At 51.3% G+C, this 25,933-nt stretch carries 25 protein-coding genes and 1 pseudogene; 7 read left to right on the forward strand and 19 right to left on the reverse strand.

Annotated elements, in window-relative coordinates; translation table 11 throughout:
- Window positions 1-209 precede the first annotated feature (209 nt).
- The 3 genes from V8G57_RS02465 (at window position 210) to V8G57_RS02475 (ending at window position 2,455) form a co-directional block, all read left to right on the forward strand.
- Entirely contained in the window at window positions 210-755 is a 546-nt protein-coding gene (locus V8G57_RS02465) for a hypothetical protein (RefSeq protein ID WP_342828062.1), read from the forward strand.
- 105 nt (window positions 756-860) lie between these two features.
- Window positions 861-1,973 (forward strand): SagB/ThcOx family dehydrogenase, encoded by a 1,113-nt coding sequence (locus V8G57_RS02470; protein ID WP_342828063.1) that lies wholly within the window; start codon window positions 861-863, stop codon window positions 1,971-1,973.
- Entirely contained in the window at window positions 1,970-2,455 is a 486-nt protein-coding gene (locus tag V8G57_RS02475; protein WP_342828064.1) for a GNAT family N-acetyltransferase, read from the forward strand. Before V8G57_RS02470 ends, V8G57_RS02475 begins: the two co-directional genes overlap by 4 nt.
- Window positions 2,456-2,765: 310 nt before the next feature.
- Here the strand turns inward: V8G57_RS02475 and V8G57_RS02480 are convergent, their stop codons facing one another.
- The 16 genes and pseudogenes from V8G57_RS02480 to V8G57_RS02555 all read right to left on the reverse strand — a co-directional run bounded on the left by V8G57_RS02480 (window position 2,766) and on the right by V8G57_RS02555 (window position 17,896).
- Entirely contained in the window at window positions 2,766-3,299 is a 534-nt protein-coding gene (locus V8G57_RS02480) for a hypothetical protein (RefSeq protein WP_342828065.1), read from the reverse strand.
- A gap of 269 nt (window positions 3,300-3,568) precedes the next feature.
- On the reverse strand, window positions 3,569-4,072 hold the full coding sequence (locus tag V8G57_RS02485; RefSeq protein ID WP_342828066.1) for a hypothetical protein: 504 nt from the start codon (window positions 4,070-4,072) through the stop codon (window positions 3,569-3,571).
- 2 nt (window positions 4,073-4,074) lie between these two features.
- Window positions 4,075-5,073: a hypothetical protein gene (locus V8G57_RS02490; RefSeq protein ID WP_342828067.1), complete on the reverse strand. Its 999-nt coding sequence runs from the start codon at window positions 5,071-5,073 to the stop codon at window positions 4,075-4,077.
- Window positions 5,073-5,372, reverse strand: coding sequence for a hypothetical protein (locus tag V8G57_RS02495; RefSeq protein WP_092391854.1), 300 nt, complete (start codon window positions 5,370-5,372; stop codon window positions 5,073-5,075). The genes V8G57_RS02490 and V8G57_RS02495 overlap by 1 nt, the downstream gene beginning before the upstream one ends.
- A complete protein-coding gene (locus tag V8G57_RS02500) occupies window positions 5,369-5,971 on the reverse strand; it encodes a tail fiber assembly protein (protein WP_342828068.1) in 603 nt (200 codons plus the stop codon). The genes V8G57_RS02495 and V8G57_RS02500 overlap by 4 nt, the downstream gene beginning before the upstream one ends.
- Window positions 5,972-5,982: 11 nt before the next feature.
- The gene (locus V8G57_RS02505) at window positions 5,983-7,425 is read right to left on the reverse strand and encodes a phage tail protein (RefSeq protein WP_342828069.1); all 1,443 of its coding nucleotides are present in this window, start codon (window positions 7,423-7,425) and stop codon (window positions 5,983-5,985) included.
- A gap of 74 nt (window positions 7,426-7,499) precedes the next feature.
- The gene (locus V8G57_RS02510) at window positions 7,500-7,934 is read right to left on the reverse strand and encodes a hypothetical protein (protein WP_342828070.1); all 435 of its coding nucleotides are present in this window, start codon (window positions 7,932-7,934) and stop codon (window positions 7,500-7,502) included.
- A 53-nt stretch (window positions 7,935-7,987) separates the two neighbouring features.
- Window positions 7,988-8,746 (reverse strand): hypothetical protein, encoded by a 759-nt coding sequence (locus V8G57_RS02515; RefSeq protein ID WP_342828071.1) that lies wholly within the window; start codon window positions 8,744-8,746, stop codon window positions 7,988-7,990.
- A 7-nt stretch (window positions 8,747-8,753) separates the two neighbouring features.
- Window positions 8,754-9,584: a hypothetical protein gene (locus V8G57_RS02520; protein ID WP_342828072.1), complete on the reverse strand. Its 831-nt coding sequence runs from the start codon at window positions 9,582-9,584 to the stop codon at window positions 8,754-8,756.
- 14 nt (window positions 9,585-9,598) lie between these two features.
- Complete coding sequence (locus V8G57_RS02525; protein WP_342828073.1) at window positions 9,599-10,243, reverse strand: hypothetical protein; 645 nt, start codon at window positions 10,241-10,243, stop codon at window positions 9,599-9,601.
- Entirely contained in the window at window positions 10,243-11,679 is a 1,437-nt protein-coding gene (locus V8G57_RS02530; RefSeq protein ID WP_342828075.1) for a hypothetical protein, read from the reverse strand. The genes V8G57_RS02525 and V8G57_RS02530 overlap by 1 nt, the downstream gene beginning before the upstream one ends.
- Window position 11,680: 1 nt before the next feature.
- Window positions 11,681-11,968 carry a hypothetical protein gene (locus V8G57_RS02535; RefSeq protein ID WP_342828076.1) on the reverse strand — a complete coding sequence of 96 codons (288 nt, stop codon included), beginning with the start codon at window positions 11,966-11,968 and terminating at the stop codon, window positions 11,681-11,683.
- Between the two features lie 235 nt (window positions 11,969-12,203).
- Entirely contained in the window at window positions 12,204-12,503 is a 300-nt protein-coding gene (locus tag V8G57_RS02540) for a hypothetical protein (protein WP_342828077.1), read from the reverse strand.
- 869 nt (window positions 12,504-13,372) lie between these two features.
- Window positions 13,373-14,692, reverse strand: coding sequence for an SGNH/GDSL hydrolase family protein (locus V8G57_RS02545; RefSeq protein ID WP_342828078.1), 1,320 nt, complete (start codon window positions 14,690-14,692; stop codon window positions 13,373-13,375).
- 267 nt (window positions 14,693-14,959) lie between these two features.
- Window positions 14,960-15,578: pseudogene (locus V8G57_RS02550) on the reverse strand (IS5 family transposase).
- Between the two features lie 47 nt (window positions 15,579-15,625).
- Window positions 15,626-17,896 (reverse strand): M9 family metallopeptidase, encoded by a 2,271-nt coding sequence (locus V8G57_RS02555; protein WP_342828080.1) that lies wholly within the window; start codon window positions 17,894-17,896, stop codon window positions 15,626-15,628.
- A gap of 1,131 nt (window positions 17,897-19,027) precedes the next feature.
- Here V8G57_RS02555 and V8G57_RS02560 point away from each other — a divergent pair.
- A complete protein-coding gene (locus V8G57_RS02560) occupies window positions 19,028-19,462 on the forward strand; it encodes a transposase (RefSeq protein WP_342828081.1) in 435 nt (144 codons plus the stop codon).
- 351 nt (window positions 19,463-19,813) lie between these two features.
- Window positions 19,814-20,302, forward strand: a complete 489-nt coding sequence (locus tag V8G57_RS02565; protein ID WP_342828082.1) for a hypothetical protein — start codon at window positions 19,814-19,816, stop codon at window positions 20,300-20,302.
- 268 nt (window positions 20,303-20,570) lie between these two features.
- Here the strand turns inward: V8G57_RS02565 and V8G57_RS02570 are convergent, their stop codons facing one another.
- Window positions 20,571-21,470: a hypothetical protein gene (locus V8G57_RS02570; protein WP_342828083.1), complete on the reverse strand. Its 900-nt coding sequence runs from the start codon at window positions 21,468-21,470 to the stop codon at window positions 20,571-20,573.
- Entirely contained in the window at window positions 21,467-22,036 is a 570-nt protein-coding gene (locus V8G57_RS02575) for a DUF6932 family protein (RefSeq protein WP_342828084.1), read from the reverse strand. Before V8G57_RS02575 ends, V8G57_RS02570 begins: the two co-directional genes overlap by 4 nt.
- Before the next feature lie 203 nt (window positions 22,037-22,239).
- Here V8G57_RS02575 and V8G57_RS02580 point away from each other — a divergent pair, with 203 nt between their 5' ends.
- Complete coding sequence (locus V8G57_RS02580) at window positions 22,240-23,880, forward strand: P-loop ATPase, Sll1717 family (protein WP_342828085.1); 1,641 nt, start codon at window positions 22,240-22,242, stop codon at window positions 23,878-23,880.
- A gap of 399 nt (window positions 23,881-24,279) precedes the next feature.
- Here the strand turns inward: V8G57_RS02580 and V8G57_RS02585 are convergent, their stop codons facing one another.
- Window positions 24,280-24,567 (reverse strand): hypothetical protein, encoded by a 288-nt coding sequence (locus V8G57_RS02585; protein WP_342828086.1) that lies wholly within the window; start codon window positions 24,565-24,567, stop codon window positions 24,280-24,282.
- 129 nt (window positions 24,568-24,696) lie between these two features.
- Here V8G57_RS02585 and V8G57_RS02590 point away from each other — a divergent pair, with 129 nt between their 5' ends.
- Window positions 24,697-25,629: a hypothetical protein gene (locus tag V8G57_RS02590; protein ID WP_342828087.1), complete on the forward strand. Its 933-nt coding sequence runs from the start codon at window positions 24,697-24,699 to the stop codon at window positions 25,627-25,629.
- Window positions 25,630-25,933: the final 304 nt, after the last annotated feature.

Raw genomic sequence — 25,933 nt, forward strand, 5'->3', positions numbered from 1 at the left:
CAGGCTTATCACCATCCGTCGCTAGCAGCGCATCATCCATCACAGGCTTATCACCATCCGTCGCTAGCAGCGCATCATCCATCACAGGCTTATCACCATCCGTCGCTAGCAGCGCATCACCCATCACAGGCTTATCACCATCCGTCGTTGAATGGCGTCGCTTTCTAGTTAAATTAGCCTGTACTCGTGTCTATTGACACGAGTACATCATGTCATTTTTATTAGGAGTAGATCTCATGCCAAATTCAAAAATTCCCAAAGAAAAGAACGAATCAGCTCCCGAATTGCATCATGCCAGTACCGAAACACAAATATCCGAAGACACAAAATCGGCCATTATCGATGCGGTTCAGGAATTTTCCGATTTAGTCAAAAAATATGGTGGTTCCAGCAGCGACCGCTTCGTGCTAACCGCGTTGCTCCATCAAGAGGTACAGCAAAGCTTTGCTCTCCGTATTGAAGCCAAAGACATGTTCATTGGCGTGCAATGCACGCCGTCGATTAGCGAAGAGGTTCACGTGGCATTTGACTTCCGCTGCACACCACCAAAAATTCGTTTTTTACCAACCAGCTTCTTAGTAGTATTGGATGCTTACACAGGGCGTTTGATCCGAATTGTTGACCCATTTAATTCTTTGATCGAACAACACAACAAAGACGCAGCGCGATCAGAAAACGTTTCGTTTAGCCGCCCCCCGTCTCCCCCACCACCACCTTTCTATCCACTTGGTAGGAATCCTTATTACTACGGCTGACCCAGCTCGCGAACTATGGGCACAGCCTAAACATCGCCGGCCCAATCGGCAGTCTTTGCTCGGCCATATCGGCCTATCTACTTACTAGTCTCGAAGGAGATATCGATGATTAGACGTGCGCGTACCATAATTTTGCGATATTCGGATTCGAATCTGGTCGCCGTAAACTATCTTGCAAAGACTTCAATCCAACTTTCCGAACTTGGACGTTGGGTGCTTGCACAGTGCGACCAGTGGCGCCTGCCGTTCACCTTATTTAAGGCGGCACCTACATCGGATCATTCTGCAATTGAGGCAGAACTAGAATTGTTGTCTGCCACATCCTTGCTAATATGGGCAGGTACTCATGCTGCAACACAAGATCTCGAATACGAAAAAAATTTCGCTTGGGGCGACGTGGCCGGTTATTACCATTTCTCTATCCGCAACAGCGAATACATGCACCCGATAATGAGTGCCAGTCGTTTGGCAGAAAAATCGGCAACTACAGAAGCCGTACCACTCTACCTAGACAATCAGGCTTTTGAAAAAATTACCCGTTTGCCACCGCCTGACTTGGATTCGGGGGTATTTCCAATAATGTGTCAACGTCGCAGTTACCGTGGATTTTCGGATGACGAAATTCCGTTAGCATATCTTGCCGAATGCCTGTTCGCAGGATTAGGCATAACAGGCTTCGTCAAACCCTTTGCAGAATCTGAGGAGCAATTGCCATTCAAGATGACGCCATCTGGTGGCGGGCGTAATCCTTACGAGGCATTTGTGTATGTAAGGCGAGTTAACGGATTGGTACCCGGGGTATACCATTACAGTGCCAAGGATCATTCTCTCGGCCTAGTACAAGATCGTGAGCAGCCGTCGGTCGGGGCTGTGGTGGCAGGCCAGGGTTGGTTTGAACATGCGGCGGTATTGGTTGTGCTGGTGGCCAATTTCGACCGCACAATGTGGAAATACCCACATCCAACAGGCTATCGGGTAGTATTGCTTGAAGCAGGTCACATCGCGCAGAATATGCTGCTAGCCGCAACCGCGCGTGGGCTCGCGTGTACACCGACCTGTGCAATTGATGATCGAGTAGCTGTCAAACTAACCGGCTGTGATCGACTCACACAGAGCCACGTTTATACTGTTGCACTAGGAAATCGTTCAGTCATTCCAACGGTAATGGACCCGCTGCAGATCGTGCCGAATGAAATTTCACCACTATTTTCCCAATGACTACCCCTATCATATTGCGCCGCATGGACAAGGAAGATTTCGACGTCTATAGCGTACGCGCGATTCCACTATTAGCAGCCGCTCAAGCGGCAGCATACGGCACAACGCTCGAAGGCGCACGCAACAGCGCTGAAACGGCCTTCCGAAAAATCGACGCCGATGCTGAACCGGCGGCGACAGGACAACACCTGTATGTTGTCGAAGCAGACGGCGCTCCCGTTGGTGCGGTGTGGTTTGATATTCGTCAGAGCGGTAAAGAGCACTATGCGTACTTATATGATTGGGTAATCTGGCCGGAACATCGCGGCAAAGGATATGGCAAGGCCGCAATGCAAGCGACTGAGCAACGTGCGCGCGAAAATAGCGCCAGCCGTCTGATGTTGAACGTCTTTACTCACAATCGCTTTGGCGCCGACTTATATCAACGCTATGGTTTCGTCACCGCATCTTCCATTCTAGTCAAGCGAATTGATACAGAATGAGATAGTGGTATGGACGCCCCTATCGAGGATAAAAAATCGCTTCGAGACGCGATCCCTGGCCGATCTTACCCGCTCCCCTAGCAATATTTAAGAACGGGAATCGACTACAAAGCCGCGCCATACATTGGAAACTAGGTGAGTTTGGGAAGCTTTAGAGCGAACGCTACGCATTTGCCGGATCTTGATCAATGTCGGAAATTTTTTCTTGCTTAAGGTGCCGTAGCTTAATCGGTGCGTCTTCACTACATGCGACAAGCCAAGATCAGAAACATAGTCGGTCCCGCGTTTCTTTTTTCATTCAACAGCGCTCTCACTTGCTAAACCATCGCTTGAATAACGATGGTCTGTCGACCCCATTCAATGGAACTTCCGTGCATCCATCACCATTTTCGTTCCATTTTGTAAGGATTGAGTTACCTTGAGAATCTCGGCCTGTGCAAAACGGAATCCCATATCGTGCACGGTCGCCTGTATCTATGATTCCTAAATAGGGGAAGCCATCACGCAGCGGAGCTGCCGGCTTGATCGTTTTGGTCGACCCGACAGTTTGTCCGTACCGAACGCAACTTTGCACAGTGGAAGGTTTTTCAGCTTTTTCAGGCGTGCTGATTACCCAAACCATACCTGCTGAACTGCCTTTGTTGATTTCCACGGTCAAGTTGTAACCGCTCCAGGGCCTTTCCCCAAAGTCTGAGAAAAAACACGGGGATCCATCTTTCAGAATCACCTGAGCCGGATGCTCGAAAGGACCCGACATCGCCATGGCGCCTGACATGGCCGCGATTGTCAGCACCAAGCCTAAGCTAGTCTTCAATATGAGTCGTTTTTGGAAGGGACGATGCATCTTTAGGATCTTTCAGGAAATTGACTAGTGAACGCGCGTAAAAATTCATATTTCCGACGTGCCGCGAATGGTCTCGGATTGAACCATCGTCGTCAAGAAACATGCCATCAAAAAAACTGGGGAGTATTGCAAGTGGGTAACGTCTAGTATTTAGGGGCTCTGCGGCGCTCTGGTGTGGTTTGTAATGGTTGAGGCGGCGGAAATCGAACCCGCGTCCGTCGTCTTCTTTCAGCTATGCAGATTACCCAAGATGCCAGCGCACAGGTTGTCTACTCATTTTTGAATCCATCGATATAAGTCAAGTCATCACGTTTGTGTAGTATGTATTTTCTGCTGTATGGCGCAATGTTGATATCGCCGTCAATTGCCACAACTTCGTAAGCGATCTTCACCTCCGCATGCAGCAGCATATAAAGCACGTCCTTAGTCTTCGCCGTAAAATGCGCAGGCCCCTCTACCGGTGTCAATGCTTCGATCAGAGCGAAAATTTGCGGCTCGGCATTGTCCAGTGCGTCCCCACGGTCAACAACCGTGGATGGCTGAAAATTTTCCACGATCAACAGCATGGCATCCCCAAGCAACTCCCATTCGACATCCGGCTCATCCGACGAGTCCAGCACACCAAGACCGCCCAGCGTCGGCATGCCGCCCATGTTGCCGTCGGCCTGACGCAAAACCCGTTGCCTGAAGGCGTGACATAGAATGCCATTGGGATGCCGCAATGTGACGATGCGCGCCGCCTTGTTAATTTGCATTGGTACACTGTGCAGCATGACTACCCCTTCAATTTCATCGTGATCACGTCAAAGTCCGCCTGAGAGAGCTGGCCGTCCTCTTTGAGTTTTTGCAGAGTCTTTTGTGCTTCAAAGACCGCCATACTTGCCGCCTTATCTGCCTTCTTTGCTGCGGCTATCACGGCGTTCTTCAGGCTTGCGGCAGATTTGCTCGGCTGCTTGACGTTGATCGCGCGATTTTTACGCGCTTGTGCTGCAGCAATCTCGCGTGCCTTGGTCTGCGCAATCACCGCTGACTGTTTGATAGCGCCCTTTTGTCCACGCTCAACCATGCCTGCCACAATGCCACGCACCGCCAAGCTGCTGCCGAATTCCTTCATCACGCGCAATGCATGCTTGCAAGCCACACCGCTCAACCTGGGATTGCGCAACTTGGGATACGCGGCTTCCTGCCGACCTTTGACGAATCCACCCACAGTAGCGATATAGCGATACCAATATGTGAACCGCCCACAGTCACATTCAAACTTTAAGGGACTGTCCTTGACGAGCCATTTAGCCAGGGCCTTGGGATCTGTTGGCGATGCAACCGCCGCATCAAAATTCATGATCTCAACCGATACATAGTGTCGGGCCACATCCGAGTCAGCTGATGCGTTAGTCACAAACCGGATGTCTCCCCTGTTCGTTCCCGCCGGAACTGCCATTCTGATCTGTTCATTGGCCCGTTCTCGGTCCTCCGGCAAAGACAGGTTGATAATTTGCTGCGCCGTCAGTCCAGGCTTGAGTTTGCTGCCCAACGCCTTGGCATTCTTCCTAAAAACCACGAGGTCATCGTTGGTAATCAGGCGAACCTGACCACCCAGGGAGGTAAGCAACAGCCTCTCAGCGCTGTATTCGCCTTTGACCTCATGCGGACGTAGAAGATTGACGGCCTTGGCACGACGCTCCGCATCGGCCTTCCGGAGTTGATCCGCTGCCTTTGCTGAACCACGAATGCCCAGCACCGCGGCTAATTTTGCGCTATTGATGTTTGCCATTATCCGAAATTTCCAAAACGCGCGGCCGTCTTGAGCGTCAGCAGCTGAGACTCTGTCGGCAACACCAGTAATTGTTCCGGTAGCTCCTGCTCAACGGAATCTAGGCCGGCGGCGGCCATTACGACCAAGAACTCATCCGGGCGCCCATAGATACGCCGCGAGATCAGGGTCATATCAAAACGCTCGTCCGGCTTCGTCTGGTAGCGGATTGCCATACCCCAAACCGGTGTTTTTGCGACGAAATCCCGAACCTGACGATAAAATATCGCCGTTGCGACCGTGTTCTTTTCTTGACTCATTCCGAGAGTCGCGATAAGGGTGCCAGAATAGGATCCTCGTCAGGTTCCGTCGGCCAAACGACAGCGTCGGGAAAGCCGTCTTGCTCAATCGCCCGCACAAGTGCTAGCTGATAGGCGGACCAGAGCCGGAAATGATCAATTTCCACTTCGGAAAGTAAACCAGCCGCATAGGCGTCAGCCCTGCCGGCGTTCTTCGCTCGGGCCAGTGTCATACGCCGCTCGAATTCGACCATCGCTGCTGCCCGTTGTTTTTGCGCGATCACGGCCGGATCGATTTTCCACTCGCCATCGCGCCAAGTGTGATTGTCCGAGGGGCGCGGCACGTCCGTTAAACCCTGTTCGGCGGGTGTCTGACCGGCGACAAGGATCTCGGCCGCCTCGCCGGTGTCCTGACGATACAGGATGCGGCCGCGATAGTCCGGCAGCAGGGTCCAGGCTCCATCACGATAAAACGGCCAGGACAGTGCTGTGCGTTCCGGCATCGTCTCCGTGGTGCTGAATGCTGGTATCAGCCAGCGGTCGAGGTGGCGTGGATCAGCATCGGCCAAACGACTGCTGTGATATTGGCCGTTGTGGTTGTCGTATTGATGAATCAGCATTTTTTTTCTCCTTAAACTGGATAGGCGCGGATCATCGCCAGCATGGCGAGGTTACGTGGGCGGGCTTCATTGCCACCGTCGAGGTTGACCGTAATGGTGTGGGTATGATTGCCGGCCCCGCCGACACCGATGTTGTGTTGGTGATTGCCGGCGCCATCGGTGTCAAACGTGTGGGAATGGCCGCCGGCAACACCGGTGGCCATGCTGCCGCCACTGCTCTGCACGCTGTTACCGCCGGGGGCACCCTGGCCGATACCTGGAGAACTGTTGACGGAGTGCGCGTGATCGCCGGCCCAGGTCGTGCCGCCATGGTGGCCGTGCCAGCCTTGAGCATCCGTCCATCCGGTGTGAATGTGATCGCCGACCGCTCCCGCGCTGGCAGTATGGCCGTGGAGTCGGTTCTGACTATCTTGCCAAGTACCGATACCGCGTGCGGCATCGACGCCGCGCCCATCGTCCCAGCAACGCAGCATTTCCCCACGCAATTCGGGAATGCGGAAATTGCTTGCACCGTCGCCGGTGGAGAAACAACCCCAGTTCCCATTTGCCCAAGTCGCTTCCGCAATGAGAGCGCCGCTTGCTTGAGCGTAGGTCCAGAGGTCGGGATAATCAGCGCGATTGAGCAGCGCGCCGTTGAGTTTCAGATAACCAGCGCGGGCGCTGGTGCGTGCCTCAATCACGATTTGCCCGATCACCACTTGAGTGATGGCCTTCTGTACAAAGGCTGTGTTGGCAATCTTAAGCGAGTTGTCGCCATTGGCTGGCGTCGGCGTCGTCGGTGTACCAGAAAGGGCAGGACTGTCAAGAGGCGCGAAGCGAGTCAAACACTGCGCCAATTTCTTTGCAGTGATCGCGCGCTCGTCATCAGTGCCCGCATCCGTTTCGGCTTGCGTGGCAATTTCGAGTACACCAGTGCGCGTCTCGGTGGCGAGCCTTCGATATTGTGGATGAGGGTCATTAGCGGTTTCATGTGCCCCAATCAGCTGTATGGCGGTATTAATGTTCGGATCAATCAGCACTGTCACGGTATCTGCCGGTAGCGCAAAGAAACCCAAAGTGTACGAGACGGTTGTGACACTATCGTCTGCAAAATAAAGTGTGGGTGCATCTGGCTTGCTATACACCGCAAATAAAATTTCATCGGCAAAAAATCCAACTTCGCCGCACCAGAATGGCGAACCGGTAGGTGCGATCGCTTCCGCATGTACCTGAATCTGCGTAGGGGAAACTTTACCGCCGCCGGCAATAGCAACCCGCATTATTTCGTCTTGCAAAGCTTTCTCAACACCGCTCGCCTTGTATTTCGCCAAACCGAAAGCAATGTGAGTAATCGCAATTTCAATACCAGTGTTCGCAGCATTGGTCGAGGCAATCAACCCTGCCTCTGTAATGGTCGGAATGATCGTTCTTGGTTGCGCCTTGGCTATAGCATTGGTCGAATTAAGGGCTGACATTCTGGCTGCCTTGGTTAAAAATATGAAAGCTATTTTCGGCCAAGCTCGCCCGTGCCATTGCGGCTGTTTTCCATTCAGATCGTCACGAACCCACCCTGGCCAGCAGCGAGAAACCAGTCCTGCATTTCCATCGCGCTGCCGATACCCAATGCCTTCTTGACATATAGCGCCGTCGCCAGCACCGCCACCTGCCCACAAGTGATGTCCGGTGATACGCGGTACAGCCGCTTGCCAAAATCGCTCATGCCATCCGGTTCCAGCTTCTGGCGTGGATCACAGCGCGCGGCCTTGTCGTCAATCAACAGCGTTTTACCGTTGGAGCGAATAAAAAACTCTTCGATGGCGTCCATGAAGTCGACATCGGCAAACAGGCTGTCACGCTCGGCCAGGCCAACGCCGCCGATCAAAATCGCATCGCTGAAGCGGTCGGCACGATATGGCGCTTCTTTACTGACCAGCAATATGTCCGACTCCACCTCGTAGAAGGAATACACCGTGGCTGGCGCCATACCATAGCCAGATATAGAGGCTTGGATTTTCATTATTCAGGTACACCCTGATGTCAGGACACATCTAACGTACCATCAGCAACATTGCTATGGACGTTCTGCACAAGATCGTACGAAACCATTTTCTTCAGCGCCGGATAGCCATGCGGATTGTCAGCGCTACCGTCGCCCTTCCCGTCATGCTCTTCGCCTGCTTTCGGCCCAGAAAACAATGGAATCGTCTCTTTCAAGGTCAAATCGATGGCCAAGATCGTCAGGTTTTTCTGTCCAGAGTCGATATTCATGGCCGGCACATCAGTCGCTTCCAGCATCACCGGCCATTGATGGTTGATACCGGCAAAGCGGTAAGTCGCATCAAACCGACGATTGACGACCGCCGCGATAAACAAAGTAAATTGAGCCGCCATGCTGCGCGCCGTCTCATCCTCGGCGGCGCAAATGACGATCTGCGCGCGGCGTTCACCCTGCATCTGCCGTAACTGAAAAATTCGGCTCAGTGGATCGCCTGGCAGCGTCACCCATTCCGGCTCCGGCACCTGGCGAGAAAAATCCCCCAGTACGGGCGAGTAGTCTTTGCCGGTCGCCACAATCATGACCGGCAGATGCGCGCTACTACCCGGGCCGCCGTCATTGTCATTCTTGCGCCAGGCTGCCAGCATGTCCTGCACCTGATCAATCATCCGATCTGGCGCCCAGACGATGCTTTTACTGATCCCGCGTTCGACAAACGACTTCATCGCTCTGGTGGTCGGCGTGAGTGATGCGTAATAACGCCCCATGTACCGGCCAAAGGCTTCTTTCAATTCAAGCATAGGATCCTCAGCGCCGCAGCAAACGATTGACCAGGTTGTCAACGCTACGTCCCTCTGTCTGATTTGGCACGACGATGCCAGGCAAGATCGCCCGTTTGAATTCAGCCGCATCCGCGCGCATTGCATTCACGCCGGCCTTACTGACCATCATGGGGAGCGATCCAGCCGAATCCAAGGTAGCCTGTCTGCCGGCCAGCATAGCGAGGTACTGTTCGTTTTCTTCCTCCAGCTTGGCGATAACCATCAGGGCACGCTCGTGGTCTGCCCGGACACCCCCTAAACTGGCTTGAGCGCTGTCCAGTAGTGCCAGCATGCCGTGCAGATTCTGGTTGTAGTCGGCAATCACAGCATCATCCAGAATCACACCGCCGTCGTCTGCGCCGGCTGCATCCAGCACATAGCCGCGGTTGTCATCGAAGTTGGGCTCATTGACGTAATCGAAGCCAAAGAAGCGCCCTTCGACCTCGCTCAGTGCCGAGGAGAAGCCACCTTTTTTGCTCTCGAACATCTTTTGCGCAGTACGGCCGGCATCCGTCGCCAGGAATTCTTCCTCATGCTCGATGGTGCCGTCTGGGAAGGCCTTTAGATGCACCGTCGCAATGGCCGGCTCCAATTTGACCAGCTTGCCCTGATAAATTCCCCCTTCCGGCGGCATCATGCCGAATTTGACGCGTGGCCAGTGGCCGTAATAGCCGAACATATCGCGCTTTTGAATGCGCTCCTGCGTTCTGGCGCCATTGATAAAGGCGGCTACCTTGCCAATATTGAATTGCCGCGGCTTCCCCGTCAGTTCGCGACCGCGATCATTGAGGTTGTACTGAATCACACCTGTTCGCATCCCACTCCCCCTGTCTAATGCGATGAAGGCAGCACTGCTTCGCCTTCAGCTCGATAAAATTGCTGCGCCATTGCGCCGTTAAATTGACCTATCTCGTTCTCAAAGCGCTTGAGCAGCGATAGCTGCAACACATACTTGGCGGCGATCACCGCGCGCAACGCGGGCGCTACCATCGGAATGCTCATTCCCATTTCCCCCTCATCATCGATCGACACCCGGATCCGGCTAGTCAGATAATGCGTGGCGCTGGGATCAACTCTGCCAATGCTGCTAGCGCTGCTCAAGGCCGTCGGATAGGGCTTGCTCTTATCCTGCCAAAGCTGCTCCACGATCCAGCCATTCGGCCAGAGCAGTTGCAGATACATCCGCAGAAAATGCAATCCTCGCTTGGGATTACGCGCGCGCCAGGCCTTGTACAGATAGCGCATGGCCGGTTCCTCGGTGCGGATTAGCGCCATCCCTTCCCGTTTTACGTGCCGCTCGATCAGCGACAAAGACCCTAGATGTGGCACGCCATAGACGTTTAGCTCGCGCTCGGCGTCACGCAAATGGGTCTCGAACAGGAACACCACCAGCTGCTTCAGTTCCGCTTCCAGTGCATTGGCGTCGTGGCTGTGCTGAAGCGGGGCAAGCGATGGGATTCTGCTGTCGGCGCTCATTACTGTCCCCAGGAACCAAGGTTGTAATTGGCCAGGGTCACGGACACATGTGCGCTATCCGGCGTCATATAGCGAAAATGTTCCGGGAGCTGCTTGCCCTGTATCGGTGTGATCGTTACTGAAAAATCACTCCCCGAATCCTGCAGCGCCTGGACGTTGTTCTTCAATAGCGCGTAGATCGCCTTGTATTTCACCGCTAGCATACCGGCTCGGATCGGCACGGCCTTCTCGCCGTATTCCTTCAGCAACACATCCAGAATCTGCTTTTTGACGGCTGCGGCGTCGTGAATGCGCGCCACCTCGGCGATGATCGTCATACCAATAACAAGAATGGCTGGAGTGACGAACACGATACGATAGGAGTCATCGGCAGCTTTGATCACGCGCGCAATCTCTTGCTCGATTGACTCACGCGTGGCGCCATCAGGTGGAACAAAGGAGACGAACAGTCGGTTGATATTGTCCAGACTTGGCTCGCGCACCAACTCTTCAATCGTTTCATTCCAGATCGAGAGAAATTTCAGCCCGGCGATATTGCGGCGAACCAGAAAATCAAACTCGCCTAGGTACACCGCTGTCTGGTCATAGGCTGACGGGTATTTACAGAGCTCCCGCAGCGTCGCGATATCGATAGGTGCAGCACCTGGGATCAGCAGCGAGTCCATCGTGATCTTGATTAGGCCGTCTTGCGGCGCTATCGCATAATCCAAGGCGAAGGGGCTGTCGGCCTCCGGTCGCACATCACCTGTCGTCTCATACACGGTCAGGGTCAGTACCTCACCGACATTGGGCTGATAACCAACATAACCGGCATAGCCAAATACTACGAACAAGCGCCGATATTCGTCGCATTCCACATGGAATACCTTGTCGCCGTTGGCAACATTCGTAAATTCCACACTATAGGTATACGGCGTACCCGCCGTGTCGGCTACGGAGATACCACTAATAAAACGCCCGTCCGTTGGCTGAGGCACCTCAATTTTATAAAATGCCTGCGAGACGGTCACTGCATGTTCGACGGAACGCACCTGCTTTTGGAGCAACTCAGCGTGCCCTACCCCACCGGCAGGCACCGTTATCGGCGAATCGGTAACGTACATGCGCCCGCTGGAATCCAGCAGCCCGCGACCAGCACCAATGGAAAAAGGCGCATTGGTTGGGTTCTCGACTTTCACCTTCACACGTGCAGGTATCGCCATCGGCATCAGGCCCTTCAGCGACGCATCCGCCAGCACCGTCGAATCCCGTACCTTGTCAAATGGCTCCATCGCACCCAGCTCGATCTGCTGCGACATCATCGCCATCATCTGCGCGATGGCAGACTGCGCCTGCAGCAAGCGCGGATCGCCCACCTGGTATAACGCGGCCAGCTCAGGGAACTGCGAGACAGAATTAACGATCACCCGGTCAAAGTCTTCTTTGGAATAGGCCATGTCAGCTCACGCGCTCCTGCCACCCAGCCACGTCGACAATCAGTTCGCGACGGTCCGGCGGAGCATCGACATAGAAAACATTGACGGCGTCAGCCTGCATCGCATCCAGCGCGGGTATATCCTCGCGCATCTTGCCAATGAACGCATCGCCGATACCGGCGGCCATGGGATTCTGCAGTAACGACTGGGGATCAGCGCCGTAATTCGAGCCGAGATAGGCGTTAGGCGGCGTACTCAGCCAATGGCTGACCATGGCTTGGATATCTTGGGCCGTAATGGTGGGTTTCATGGCGACGATGATAGAGCTATCGCCAACGGGAAAATGTGAGGATTTTCCGTTTTCTTATTTCGGAGACCTTAGATCGCGTCACCTCAGGTCTCGCCACAACTGCATCTATGAGTTAACGGCCTAGCGATGTGATCGCCGAAACAGATTTTCGACGATCACGTCAAGAACGACGCGGAGAACGTAGCCGGAAGGTATAGAGTCGTTCCGGTCGTTAGGCATTCACGAAATATTGTGGTTAAGCGATGTTACCGATGGCAATGAAACTGAAATTTCTATCGGTATAATGTCCCCCGCCATCACCTGTTTGAACGGTAGCACCGCCGCCAGACAAAGAAGGAAATATCACATTATCCAAGGTGCTTTCCCCACTCCCATATCCCCACTGGGCGCCTGTCATGGCCGGATTATTAGTGAATTGATTTTTGAACAAAATCGAATAATTGCCGGTACTCTCACGCTTCACGCTGAAGCCGCCGGATCCACTGACGATCGTTCCATCTTTTTCAATACTGCCCCACAGAGTAAGTTGAGTCATTGCTATTTCTCCTTCATTTTTAATAGGATTGAGGGTGGAAACTGCTGTGCTGACATCAATCAAAATTTGATTTTTTTAATACCGCAAACGCCGTTGCGTATTCGAGTCAGCAATTTGAGGCTACTCTCAATATTTCTTTATAGCACCTGTCAAAACGCGCAGTACCTCCGCGCGAGAAAGGGCACCCATTGCGACCTTGTGCGCCGTATTCATTCCATATCCGCATTAAGGCAGCCACGGTATTGCATGTGAAAGTAGCCACTCATTTGCATTGCAAAGTAGCCATCGTTGGCGCAGCGAAGATACCAGCGTTACAGAAACCAGGCCCCGTACGCCTGACGCTGAGCCACAGCTTCCGGGCCGATGATGACCTGGCCATCATCGAGCTTGGGGTGCAATGGAACAGCCATGTAAAGCTCAAAATAATGCAGAGAGTTTTAACCTGGCAGACGCGGTGCACGAAGCACAACGAGTGTGGAAGTCTTGTTTCCGCAGCCGGTAGCCGTCGCGATACGTCTCGTGAAGGGAGTAAGGCGCTTACTCCGTCGGGAGCCAGGATTCTTTGACACCCTGTTCTACATCACGTTCTGCAATTTGATAGTACTTGCCATCCAGATGCAAGTGCGGACGATATTGAGAAATGACAGGCAGTTGCGCGCCAGCTTTTCATAACGTGTTGCGATTCGTCGGATTTGCTTGATTCGATAAAAACATTCGGCCAAATTGTGGTCCTTATAGATGCCGATCATAATTACGCTGTACCAGACAATTGAACTTTGGCGAATCAACAGCCGTCGCACCGGCGGTAACGCCGATCTGTATATATGAAGCGGCCCGGCGCTGAGTGGCCGGACCGCTACAGTCGCGGCTTAAGGTTGCAGGCTGGCCTTGTAGAACGCCGTCACTGCATCGGCCAGCAGCTTGTGCGTATGCGTGGTCGGGTGCAGCATATCCCAGAATACGAAGCTGTCCGGATTGCTGCACTGTGGACGCGCCGCCTGCGTACTCAGGTAGTTGGTGCTGGAATTGGTATTGATGTTGAGGCAGGATTGGATAGTATTGCTGACCTGGTATTTGCCTGGATTGCTCAGCAGGTCGTTGAATAGCGCATAGGTGTCGAACAGCTGGATATGCAAGCTGCTCCCGTATTGCGCCTGCAAGGAACTGACCAGCGCCGCCAGCCGCGTATTGAGGTCGATCACCTGAGCGGCTACCGTCGCGCCGGTGGTCTTGATCCCGAATACCGGCGCCTTGGAAACGTCAGGCAGCTTGAGCAGCAGGATATTCCTGGCGCCGGCCTGGATCAGGCTTTGCAAGGCCTGGGTTTCGCCGCTGATCACCTGGTCGACCGTGCTGTTGTAGTTGACCAGGTCGTTGCCGCCGATGAGCATGGTGAACAAGGTGTTCTGCGGCTGGTAATTCTGCGCCTTCTGCATGTACTCGGTGTACGACTGCACTTGCTGGATCACGCCTGGAATCACCAGCTTTTGCGTATCTACGCCGGCGCCGCCAATGGCCCAGTTATACAAGGGAAGCTGCAGGTTGTTGGCGAAATATTCCACCCAGGTTTTGCCGTTGCTGAAACGCCCGAGGAACCAGCTGCTTGAATTCGGCAAAGTCCATTGCGAGGCGTTGAAGATATTCTGGGTATCGGACAGGCTATCGCCGAAGGCGACAATCTTATTGATGCCGCTCTGCGCCACGCTATCGTTGGTCCAAACAGTGTAGTTGAACGACAGCGCATTATCAGCGGCAGCGACCATCGCCACCGGCTGGCTAATACCCTTGGCGTTCAGCGTGCTTTGGCACACCGATTGCAGCGTGCTCTGCGCGACATCGCTGTAAAACATGTTTTCCCAGTTCAGCAGGCCGCCGGCCCACCAGTAGCCGTTGATGCGGTAATAATCGCCACTGGAAGGATCCTGGCCCCACGCATAGGTCGTGGTCGGCCTGCTTGCATCGTTGCCGGTGCGGTACCAGCAGCGCAGATAAGTGTAGGTGCTGGTGGCATTAGCGCCAATGCGCGCAACCGGCTTGCTGGCCGGCTTCTGCTTCAGCAGCTGCTCTTTGGAAAGCGGTCCGGAGGAGGACAGATGGTGGGTGTAAGCGGGATCGGGTTTTACATCGGCGGCAACTTGCGCCATCGCCATATTCGAACACAAAGCACAAAATACAAACAGAGTTTTCATTGCTAGATTCCTTGTTTTGCTCTCTTCGACTCACTGAGAAGGTCCGGCGCAATTTTCTGCGTTGGCGCCGGCAACGGAACGGGCCGCTGCCACCCTGCGAGAGCAAGGCGACAGTAAAAATAGGCCCGGACGAATATTCCACATGACAACAATTGAGAATTGACAGTCTCCCCCATTGGATTTTTGCTTCTCTTTCTCAATTGCATTTCCACCTACCCACAGAAAATGTGGTCATGATCATTGATAGCCCATGCGGCCTGTTAACAATCAAGCAATCCAGATGCAAGTGCAAACGATATTGAGAAACGGCAGGTAATTGCGCGCCAGCTTTTAACATAACGTGCTGCGATTAGTCGTAATTGCTTGATCCAATTAAAAACGTTCGATCAAATTGCGACCCTATAGATACTGATCATAACTACGCCGTAACAGACTATTGCGCTTAGGTGGAATAACAACCGTCGCGCCGGCGGCCCGAATGCCGACAATCAGGGCATCGACAATTGTGTGAACCTTGCTTGTCCATCCGCCACGCGAACGGCCTATCGCTTGCGGCCCTAGGCACCGGCAGAGTGCTGGTGTGCACGCACAGCCGTACTGTCGATCATCAGCGTTTCCAAATCGCTGTCGCCACTGACAATTTCGACGACCCGCAGCCATACACCGGACTCGCCCCAGCGCTTGAACCGCGTGCATGTCGTGTGCCAGTTGCCCAATTCTGCAGGAAGTCTCGCCACGGTGAATCAATGCGCGCGATCCACAACACGTTTCAAAAAAACATGCGATTATGCCGTGCAGTCGCCACAGGATTGCTCGGTTTACCCAGTAGTAACGGAGATAATTTCTCCCTTTGGACATCGCGCAGTAGCCTCCTGATTTCTTGCATCTTCGGACCTCCCAGTACGATCAGCGCGAGTCCATTTATCCGACACATTAATCGTAGGTAGCGCTCAGTGACACACCTTTAAATGTTTGCTTAGCGACGAGGAAAATGTAGTACCAACGTCCAGAAACTGGAGTTGCAAGAGTAATGTTTTCCCTGTTACCCGGATTGGAGGAGGCGACATCATAAGAACTGATGGTTGGATAACGATCAAGTGCAATATACATATCAACATTACCGCTACCGCCGCTAGTACGTAAATTAAGGTTCTTTGCTCCGTTCGGTAGTTGAATATAGGCATATACGCGATCAGAAGACGATAAGCCCTTGATTGAGCAATTCTTACCCAGATAACTGGATGATGCGCAGCTCGCCAGTAGCGGTTCATCAGGTAACGGCGGCTCACCCGCAGTGCTCGCAGTCTTGACCCAACTGACAAACTCACTGTCGTAGCGAGCACCTATGTAAGCCATTATATTTTGATAGCCGTCATAATCGCCGACGCGGAATCTAGTCACCAAGGTATCGACATCATTACGATGGCGTTCAACCATAAAACGAGTTGCCATATAGCCCCAACGATATGCTCGTGGCACATAATCCGTCATCGAATACGTATTGCCGAATATTTGGCTTAAGCTGTAAGCGCCAGATTGAGCGACATCGATCGCGTCCTGGTTGTCATTTTTCTTAGACAAATACTCGGCAATCCCTTCGATCCACCAAACGGCCGGCTTTGCTGTACTCTCGCTGAAATCTCCGAACATGTTGAAGCGGCCATCCAGATAATGGATATATTCGTGCTCCAAGTTCCATACCTGAAATGCCGGACGCATCCAAGATGCTTCGTGGGCAATAAATCGCGCCTGATTACCAGGTGCCTTAGGGCTGCCTTCCAGATACATCCCACCATTATTGGTACTGATCCCGTACATTACCCCGGCGTACTTGTTGTAGTTGGTGTAATCACCAAATACCACCACTTCAAGCGAAGCATTATGGTCGTTAGCCACAGGCGCACGATTAGTTTGCAGCATATCGTGGAAATAGGATTCTTCTCTTTGTATAACATCACACGACGATTTCATTTGCGCCGGCGTCATCTGCTGAGCACGGATGCGTATGGCAGGACTGCAGGAATATCTATTTTTCAGTACGACATCGGCGAGTCGAGTTTCGAAATCGCAGGTACCGTATTCTGCACAATTGGCATTGTCGTTATATTTCACCGCGGCCGCTGCAGCCAGCCAGAGATCGTTATCTGCGCCAGTCATGGTGGTTGTTGCCAACTGGTTCTTGATCATGATTTTGACGCTAGTTTTTTGCGTGGGGTATTGCATGAAACGAAATGCCTCGTTTGCTGCATCAGTCAATTGATACGCAGTTTCGCTCCCCAGGAGAGAAGCTTTGTTGTTAACGACAAAATTATTCAGCGCGACGGGATATGTCATATCCCTCTGGAGTATCAGTCTGCCATCCGCCCTGCCATGGGCATAGAACAGCACGGTTAGCACACCGGTAAAGCCGCCGGCAGCGGTCGGTTTTCGCAACGCATCGGCGGCATACGGGTTGCTGGTGCTGTTGGTGTAGCGCAACAACAGGTTCTTCATACCGTCCAGATAATAGGTTTCGTCGCTCATATTAGTGATGAGTTTCAGCACTTCGCTGGCAGTGCTCGACGCTATGGCGTTTTCCCGAAACAGGATATCGCCGTCGACTAATTGCCGGATTGACGGGCGCAGGGTAGCCAACAATAATGCAGATGGATTGGCAATCACATTGCTGCTGGCTAAGTAGTAGCCGGCGCGCAGATAGATTAGCAGATTGACTAAGACCCGGTTTGTGGCATTGTAGATGCGCGCTTCATGCACGAAACGGTTGGCGACAGCAGAGAAATTATCAGCCGCATAAATCTTGGCGGCTTGCGCGGCAGTCAGCGAGAACAAGCCGTAATGGCATTCATAGTCGGGCAGGTTAGCAATATAGTCTGCCAGGGCTCTGCCATCATATCCAGCGAGTATGTCCATGTCCTGGCAATTTGGCGCGATCGCCATTCGTTTGCTGCGCTGACCGGTCACTGATCGCTTTTGTGCTGGAACCAGATCGGTCCGCGGCTTTGTACTGGGCGCCAGATTAAATCTCGATTGCTCCTGTGATGGCGGTAAGGTTTGTCTCGCACGCGGCATTGGCGCCTGGGTGGTCTGCGTCGGTTCTGGCGTGGCTCCGGGGTTGGGAACGGGGGCACTGCTGGCATATGCGAAGGACGACAAGCAAACCAGCGTCAGAGCTGTCAGCCAGAAATTTTTACTCGGAATTGCCATCTATTAGTTATCCTCATGTGAATGGCGGGGACGCACCACGACACAAGAGTTCAATGGAGGCCGCAGCCGAATGAGAAAGTTACCTTAGCTGCGCAAACACCAATAGCTGTCAAATTTGGCAGGTAGAAAACATCGCGTTCCACAATAGGCATTCCCGTTATCAGCGACTCCGGCGCTTTGACCACACGCAGCTATCACATATATGCGCAAGCCTACTCAGACCATCCAGATAACCTTGGCCCGGTATCTCCCTCGACAGCATGAGGGCCGGTAGCCAGAGCGGTGTAGCGGATCGTGGCCGCTGTTCGACATAGCTACGATAGAAATCGAACTTCTGTTCTCGCGCCGGTATGGCCGTGAGTTCGGTTGCCATCCTGATTCTGCGGATGGTGGCTCACCGCATTACGTGAAACTCCCGTTTCTCTTGCAATCTCTCGCGTTGACACTTCGAGTTGCGCCAACATTTGAATTTCCACGATCATCTCTTTATTGAACAATGGCGTCCTCATTGCATAGGAGTCGCCTTAAAAGAGGTGGGCAATTTGTATGTTGCTGCCTGGGTCGGTTTTAAATTTTTCGCCGACAAAGCCAAAGCTGTAACGTTTGCCAGTTGAAAAATAACCGCAATTCCCGTCTCATTGATTTCGCGTTCTTCCTATTTATTTCTGAAATAGAAAAATCATGACGAAAAAAATTTTTGGCACTAAATTTTCTAGAACACCTATTGTGAGAGACGTTGATAATAGCCACGATTCTATTACCGTCGCCTGGTCTACCCACCATTATCGAACGACCGATCCCCCACTTATCAATTCATGATCAGAAAGGGTGCGTTCAACAAGGCCGAAGTGAATATCGACGAGTTTACTCAAGCCCAATAACTTTCCTCCATATCTCCACGAAATCCATTCTCCGACTTCTAAAACGGTCTACCACATTCAAGTACGACGAATCAGCTGCAGTGGTGACGCAAGTAGTTGGTCTAGACAGCAAGGTTACAGAACTCTGTGAAGTGCCACGCTTTCGAGTATCAAATGCCAAAGTGGTTGACCTCGAAATGCTCACGTATTTTCAGATAATGGTGTGCAAATAATTTTAATTCATTGAAAAATTTTCATCTCAAAGGAAAAAATGAAATCGATCAAATACACCGGAAAACTTCTCGACGAACAATGGGAAAAAGTGGCGCATATTCTATCCAGAGCGTCAGGGCTAAATCTAGCTCAGCATGATTATCGTATGTTTATTGAGGCCGTATTGTGGGTCATTTTAAATAAAAAAGCTTGGGTCGATATGCCAGATCATTTCGGAAGCGCAAAAAGCATCTATACGCGCTTTTATCGATGGAACGAAAACGCCGTCTGGTACCTGTTGGCACGTCGATCAACGGGTGATCAAGAATTACATGGGATGCTGACGAAAATTAATGATCGTTGTGATTTCCTGAACAGAAGAAGAGAACGTCGTTCACAAGACCGAACGGCAACTCATCCAGAAATTACCCTCCTTCCTACAAATTGCCAAAGTTACGTCCCCCAAAGTGACTTGATCAAATCCGCCACCTGAAAACTTTGACAGCTATGTGCGCCTGTAATGCACGAATACACTGGGGCCGTCGACGAAATGGGTGCCAACCAAAGTACGCTAAGCAATCAGCAGTCCCTCGGAATGGCGCGTTCAAATGAAAGAAGTGCAGCGGCTGCCGCCGGTGCTCGCTCGTCGAGAACTTGATGTACCAGCTCAAGACAATTACGTGTAATTGATCAAAGGTAGTACCGGTTCAAACTTCCCAGTCAGGGGAATTCCGAATTTGGGCGGGGTAGGTGCAGCCCCGTTCAAATGTTCTTGACGTAGGGAGCCGTTCAGGCGGATCCCATCGGCACGTTAACTTGTCACAAACCACAAAGGAGATTCAAAATGGCAAAGCTACCTATCATTCCTCAACCCGAATTCATTACCGCCCTGAACGTTACGATCTCGAGCAGCGGAAACGCAATGGGGACTCACCTCGCTGCTTATCACGGCAAGGCCTCCGATCCGGGAATCATCGTGCAAGCGTCCTACAGTGACAATCCTAATTGGGGCCAGTGGCACAAAGACACTGAGAGTCGGCTTTTTCTAAGACTGGACACTGGCGACCACTATCTTTGCTACGACGATCAGTCGGACACGCTCTCGCTGGAGAAAAAGAATTCCGCGAAATACAAGGACACCACCTGGGATGTAACCTACGGGAATCAAGCCCAAAAATATTATTTCCTTTATCCCACGAACGCACCGGCGGACTACGTGCTCGCGATCAAACCGAATTTCAACGGGAATTCTGGAGCTGCAAATTGCTTGCAGATCGTTCCCAAAGACGCGAACGATGCGCATACGATGTGGTACATGCAGGCATGGAATTAATCGATATTAAATGACGAAGGTGAGGCGTCTCTCCAACGCCTCACCTTTCCTTGCTAGCGCATGCTGCCGACTGTCATCGGTTGGTCTCATGGCGGTGACGATACCCATGGCATTACGACTCAGCAAATTTTTGAAAATTAATTAAACCCGAGCCTGCTCCTGGACTTGCATGGACAACTGCGGATCGCAGCGCAATTCTTGACGATGGTAAGCGGATTCTCATTCGAGCCTGCACCGGCGATCACATTTGACACTACTTAGTTAAGCCTCACCATGCCGGCGTTTCGAGCAAGCGATATCTTGGACGACCGGCTCCTACCTGCGTGCGTATAACTTTAATGACGACACTCTCGCGAAGATGAAGGTTAATTTCAGCAAGAGCATCTTCATCGATATCCGGCCCCGCTTTACCAGTAATCAGTTCGTCGTTAGTCAGGATAAAATCAAATGTCCTGCGGCTTGGAAGATATCCGTCAAAGTGTCCGTGCAAAACAATTTCCGCTTCTTGGATATTGTCGTGACTCAATCTCGCAAGGCTTGTTTTGACCTGCTCAATATTTGAAAAGCCGAAAGTGCGATCCCGAAATTCAAGCCCGACAAGTGCGTCATTATCTGCAAGCGTTTGCAGAAATGCCCGCATTTTATCTAACGCTCTTGGATCAGTCTCAGCGGCCGAATCTGCCAATTGATCGTCTGTTCCGACGGTACTTTCCAAAAAATTCTGTGTACGTTCAAGCGCAAGTACAACCAGGCTATCCCCCAGTGGAAGTCGGCTTGTGCAATATTCCTGAAGTTCAAAGCCAAACGATCCGATTGCAGTGTTTGTAATCAGAAGTTGCTGACCTCGATTTGGAATAGGTCCCATGGCCCGAAGCGGAGCGGATAGGGATGCGGCGATGGCGTCAACAGCCTCAGTAAACTTGCTGACGGCTTCAGTTCCGAACTGCGCGAAAACACCGTGACTACCAATGACTGGCCGCCCTTTGAAAGTCAAATTGATTTTAGCCGGCTCGCCCTCATCCACTGCAAGCGCCAGCTTTCCCGCAATGGTGCTGATTCGCGATTCTGTGCTCATGCGCATCAACCGGGCACTACCGGGTATCTTCGCTAATCGCTCTTGCAGAAACTTCTGCTCAGCCAACAAGTGCGAGCGTTCCGTATTGTTCATGACGTTGCCCCCTGCGGAACATCGAATTGACGGAGATATTCGGCAGCTTCACCATCCTCTGCCGGTGCCAAATCAACTTGCAGAAATCCTTTCCAATTTTGATTACGCCTATGCGACCACATGCTATACCAATAAGCAGACCAGAAAACGACTTCCCGAGGTAAGAGCGCTTCCAACTCCATAGTATACGCGTCAACACGATATGTGTTTTTCACAATGTCGTGCGCAAACAAATCACCAGTGGCCGACAAATCAATATGGGAGGATTTGTCAAAATGTGAGACGACATCGATGTCCTTTGGATGCCGATCTTCAAGCTTTTCGACATCTTCGGAAAAACTACCATTAATCCACTGAAAACCTTCAACGAGCCCAAGAGCATGCAGTGCAGCGCGATACGCGAGGAATCCTTTTAGGATTGCCCGACGCTCCGGGGACGTGCCATATGTTTTTATCAGGTCAACCAGGGAGACCTCATACGGTGATCGATTGAAGGACGTAGGGTCCGCCGGATCAATCGGCGGCACAACTCCCTGTGCATTCCACTTTGGTATAGCGACTGTCATTTTCGCGCTTGTTCATTATCAAGAGTTAAACTAAGCATAACATATTATCTTTAAGTAACTTTCACATTTGCAACAAGCTAATCCCTTACGCGACTATTTTTTGTTGCATTATCAACATCGATCAAAAAAGATGCTTTCCGGAAAATTAACTTAGTATTATGGAGACGCCACACAATAATTCATCAATTAAAACGGGGGCGAACATGAACGAACGAGACACGGGGATCAACTTTAGCTTTAAAAGGAACGACACTGTAGGCGCGGCCGATGCGGAGGCGGATGACACATATCTTTCGGAGTGCTTTGTTGAGACCGGCGATCTAGCGGTCTTGCAAGACACAACAAACGCCAAAAGAATAATCGTTGGCAGGACCGGCGCAGGAAAAAGCGCTTTGATTCGGAAGCTGAAGGAAGTTGAAGAACACGTCATTGACGTTCCCCCACAGAATCTATCGCTAAGTTACATTGCAAATTCCGACATCATTAATTTTTTCGAGTCCGCGGGCGTTAGCTTAGACTTGTTCTACCAACTTCTATGGAAGCACGTTCTTACAGTAGAGCTGCTCAAATATAAATTCAAAATCCATAATGAAGCCCAGAAGCAAAGTTTCCTCGCCAGCTTGACTTCGGTTTTCCGCCGCGACCATTCCAAAGAACAAGCAATTAATTATCTCCGAGAATGGGGTGAGAAATTTTGGAATGAAACTGAATATCGCGTGCAGGAGCTAACTACGAAAGTTGAAACCGACCTAAAGGCCGCAATAGGCGCGGATTTCGGAGGAATGAAACTAGACGCCTCGGCCGGCCGGAAATTGACCGAAGAAGACAAAAGAGAAGTAGTCCAACGAGGCAAGAAGGTTGTCAGTCAGATTCAAATAAAGGCCCTTTCTGACGTAGCTAGAATGCTCTCTGAAGACATCTTCAATGATCCTCAGCAAAAATATTTCATAACGATCGATGGTTTGGACGAGCATTGGGTAGAGGAGTCACTGCGATACAAGTTAATCCGGTCACTGATCGAAACTGTTCGCTCTTTTTTGAAATTGACGCATGTAAAGATTGTGATCGCATTGCGGGTCGACCTGTTAAATCGAGTGATATCAAAAACAAAGGATGCCGGGTTCCAGGAAGAAAAATATGAATCGCTTTATCTAAAACTTAGATGGTCGAGGCCCCAATTGGAGGAGTTGCTTGATCGACGAATAGAGAAGCTAGTTCGGCAGCGATACACTACAAGACCCGTTAAGCTGAAGGAGCTTTTTCCTCGTCAAATAGGGAAAATTACTTTTTTCGAATACCTAGTTGACCGAACTTTTCTGCGGCCACGAGATGCAATCTTGTTCGTCAACTTGTGCCTTGATCATGCTGAAAATCGAAACTCTGTAACTGCTCAAATCGTTTCTACAGCAGAGGGCGAGTATTCCGGCAAGAGAATGATTTCTCTGCAGGAGGAGTGGGGAGGGACTTATCCGTTCCTCAGTGATTATGCAACACTATTACAGGGACGGCCTTACACGTTCAGATATGCTGCGATAAATCGAGAAGCGTTTGAAGAATTTTTTTACGCACGATTTTCACACAATCTGGATTCCGACGACTCAGTGATTCAGTCCGCAAGTGATTTTATATTAAATGGAAAAGGCACGTTGCATTCTGTGTTGACAACCGTATTTCAAGTCTTCTATACGGTAGGCTTGATCGGTATCAAACCTGATTCTACAAGCGGCACATATTGGTCATTTCACAATAACGATGCGCCGAGTTTAGGCTCGATCAAACCGAATTCGTTTGCGTATGTTCATCCGACATTCTGGCGAACACTTGGAATAATAAATAGAGATTAGCTGAGGCAGTAAGAATGGGCATTGGGCTATCTCAAACGATCCTACGCTATGCCTCAGCAAAAGCGTCCTCTGCAGCTTTGCGCGCCGCGTCGACGCAGGATTGGCAAATGTCATAGTCTTCAGATCCAATGTAGTGTGCATTTTCCAGGAAGGCCATGCAAACGGTATCCCACAGGTCAGGCGACGGTATGCCTTCTTCCTTCATTTTGTCCTTCGGTTCGATGTGATACCTGGCCTTCTCATCGAAAAAATAGGGAATCTTTGACGCTCCGGTCGTGGGCGTCCTGGATATGCGGATAGCAAGTGTGGATCGCCCACCTGGTACAACCCCGCTAGTTCTGGGAACTGCAAGACCGAATTGACGACCACCCGATCAAAGCCTTCTTTAGAATGGCCATGTCAGCTCACCAGCTCCTGCCAGCCGGCCACGTCGACAATCAGCTCAAGGCGATCCGGTAGCGCGTCCACATAGAAGACATTCACGGCGTCAGCCGGCATCACATCCAGCACAGGCACATCTTCGCGCATCTCGCCGATGAAAGCGTCGCCAATGCCGGCGGCCATGGGATTTTGCAGTAGCGACTGGGGATCAGCGCCGTAATCCGAACCGAGATAGCCGTTAGGCGGCGTACTCAGCCAGTGGCTGACCATGGCTTGAATGTCTTGGGCGGTGATTATTGGTGTCATGACGATGATGATAGGACCATCGCCGAGGGTGAGATAAGGGGGTTTTCCTACTCATTCTGCCTCGCCTTAAAAGTTGCCAAACTGATATACTTTATCGTCTCTTACGGAAACCAGCTAGGACCAATCATAATGAACTTACTTACTGTCGCTCGTACATCAGGTTTTGGTCAGTCAATAAGAGAGCATTTTTCAAAAGTGAAAAAACAGCTTGATGACGGCTCCTCGTATTTTTCGGCGGTCAACAAATCTGTAGAACTAAGTGCCTCGCAACAGCTCTTCCACGAAGCAACATATCTAATAGGCTTAATGAGTATCGCCGAGGCTCTTTTGTTTGATTTGGCTCAAGAATATTTACTTCAAAATCCAGGTCATATTAAAGACAAAGGCCTGTCTCTAGATATGTTAGCCAAGTCTGGATCTCCTGCCGGAGTAATAGCAATTATGGCGGAGAAGACCGTTATCGAGTGGAGCTATGGGCGCTTTCAAGATTTCGTAAAACAAGTTGTCACTCTATACGCCGGTGACAAAACTATAAATTCAGGACCTCTGAATCAACTTTTGGAGATAAAAGCTACTAGGGACTTGTATGTTCATGCATCCGGGCTAGTCAATGAACTGTATATATCCAAAGCAGGCCCAAATATTAGAGGCGACAGAATTGGTGATCAAATCCCACTTGGAAAGAGTTATTTGCGCAAAGCCGAAAAAGCCATAAAAGAATTTGTTGTAGAGATGGAAGTATTAATCCTGCCAAAACTGAGAGGAGTTGGTCGTGCAACAGCGCTTCGAAGAATGTGGGATGCAACCGCGTTGGCAAAACGTGTCCCATTTGAAAAAGGTTGGCATGTTCTCAGCGAAGAAATGGTTATGCCAAACGATGAGGGACTTTCTTGGCGTTGGTCCGGGTCGGAGAAAATGCTTGTAGACTTTTTTCTCGGTATATACAATCAAGACTACCCAACAAGAACACATGACTTAATGTCCGCTCTTCGTCGCTGGCCACCATCCACCGACGAAGGAAAAGTTATGTTGTCATGGATTGACAATCCATTTTGGTTTTAAGTCGCCTCTGCTTCGCCGATGCTGCTGCGATGTCCCTCATCGCCCTAGACATCAACAAGTGCATCTGCCACTGCCCTAGTCACTCGAAGGCTCGTACGGTCCTCTTCTCGATTGCCCCAGTCCCGGCCTCCCCAGATATTCCCTACCATCGTCACAATCTGGTTTCGCCCATTCTCTCCGGTATCTCCGATTGTCAACTCCCAGTTTGCATCAACCCCTAAAGCAATTCCGGCCAGGGGATTCAGACGCCAGCCAAGCCTTTCTTGACGGTTAATTTTTTCACAATAAATTTTATTTCCATGAC

The organism is Collimonas rhizosphaerae, from assembly GCF_038896935.1.
Classification (GTDB): domain Bacteria; phylum Pseudomonadota; class Gammaproteobacteria; order Burkholderiales; family Burkholderiaceae_D; genus Collimonas; species Collimonas rhizosphaerae.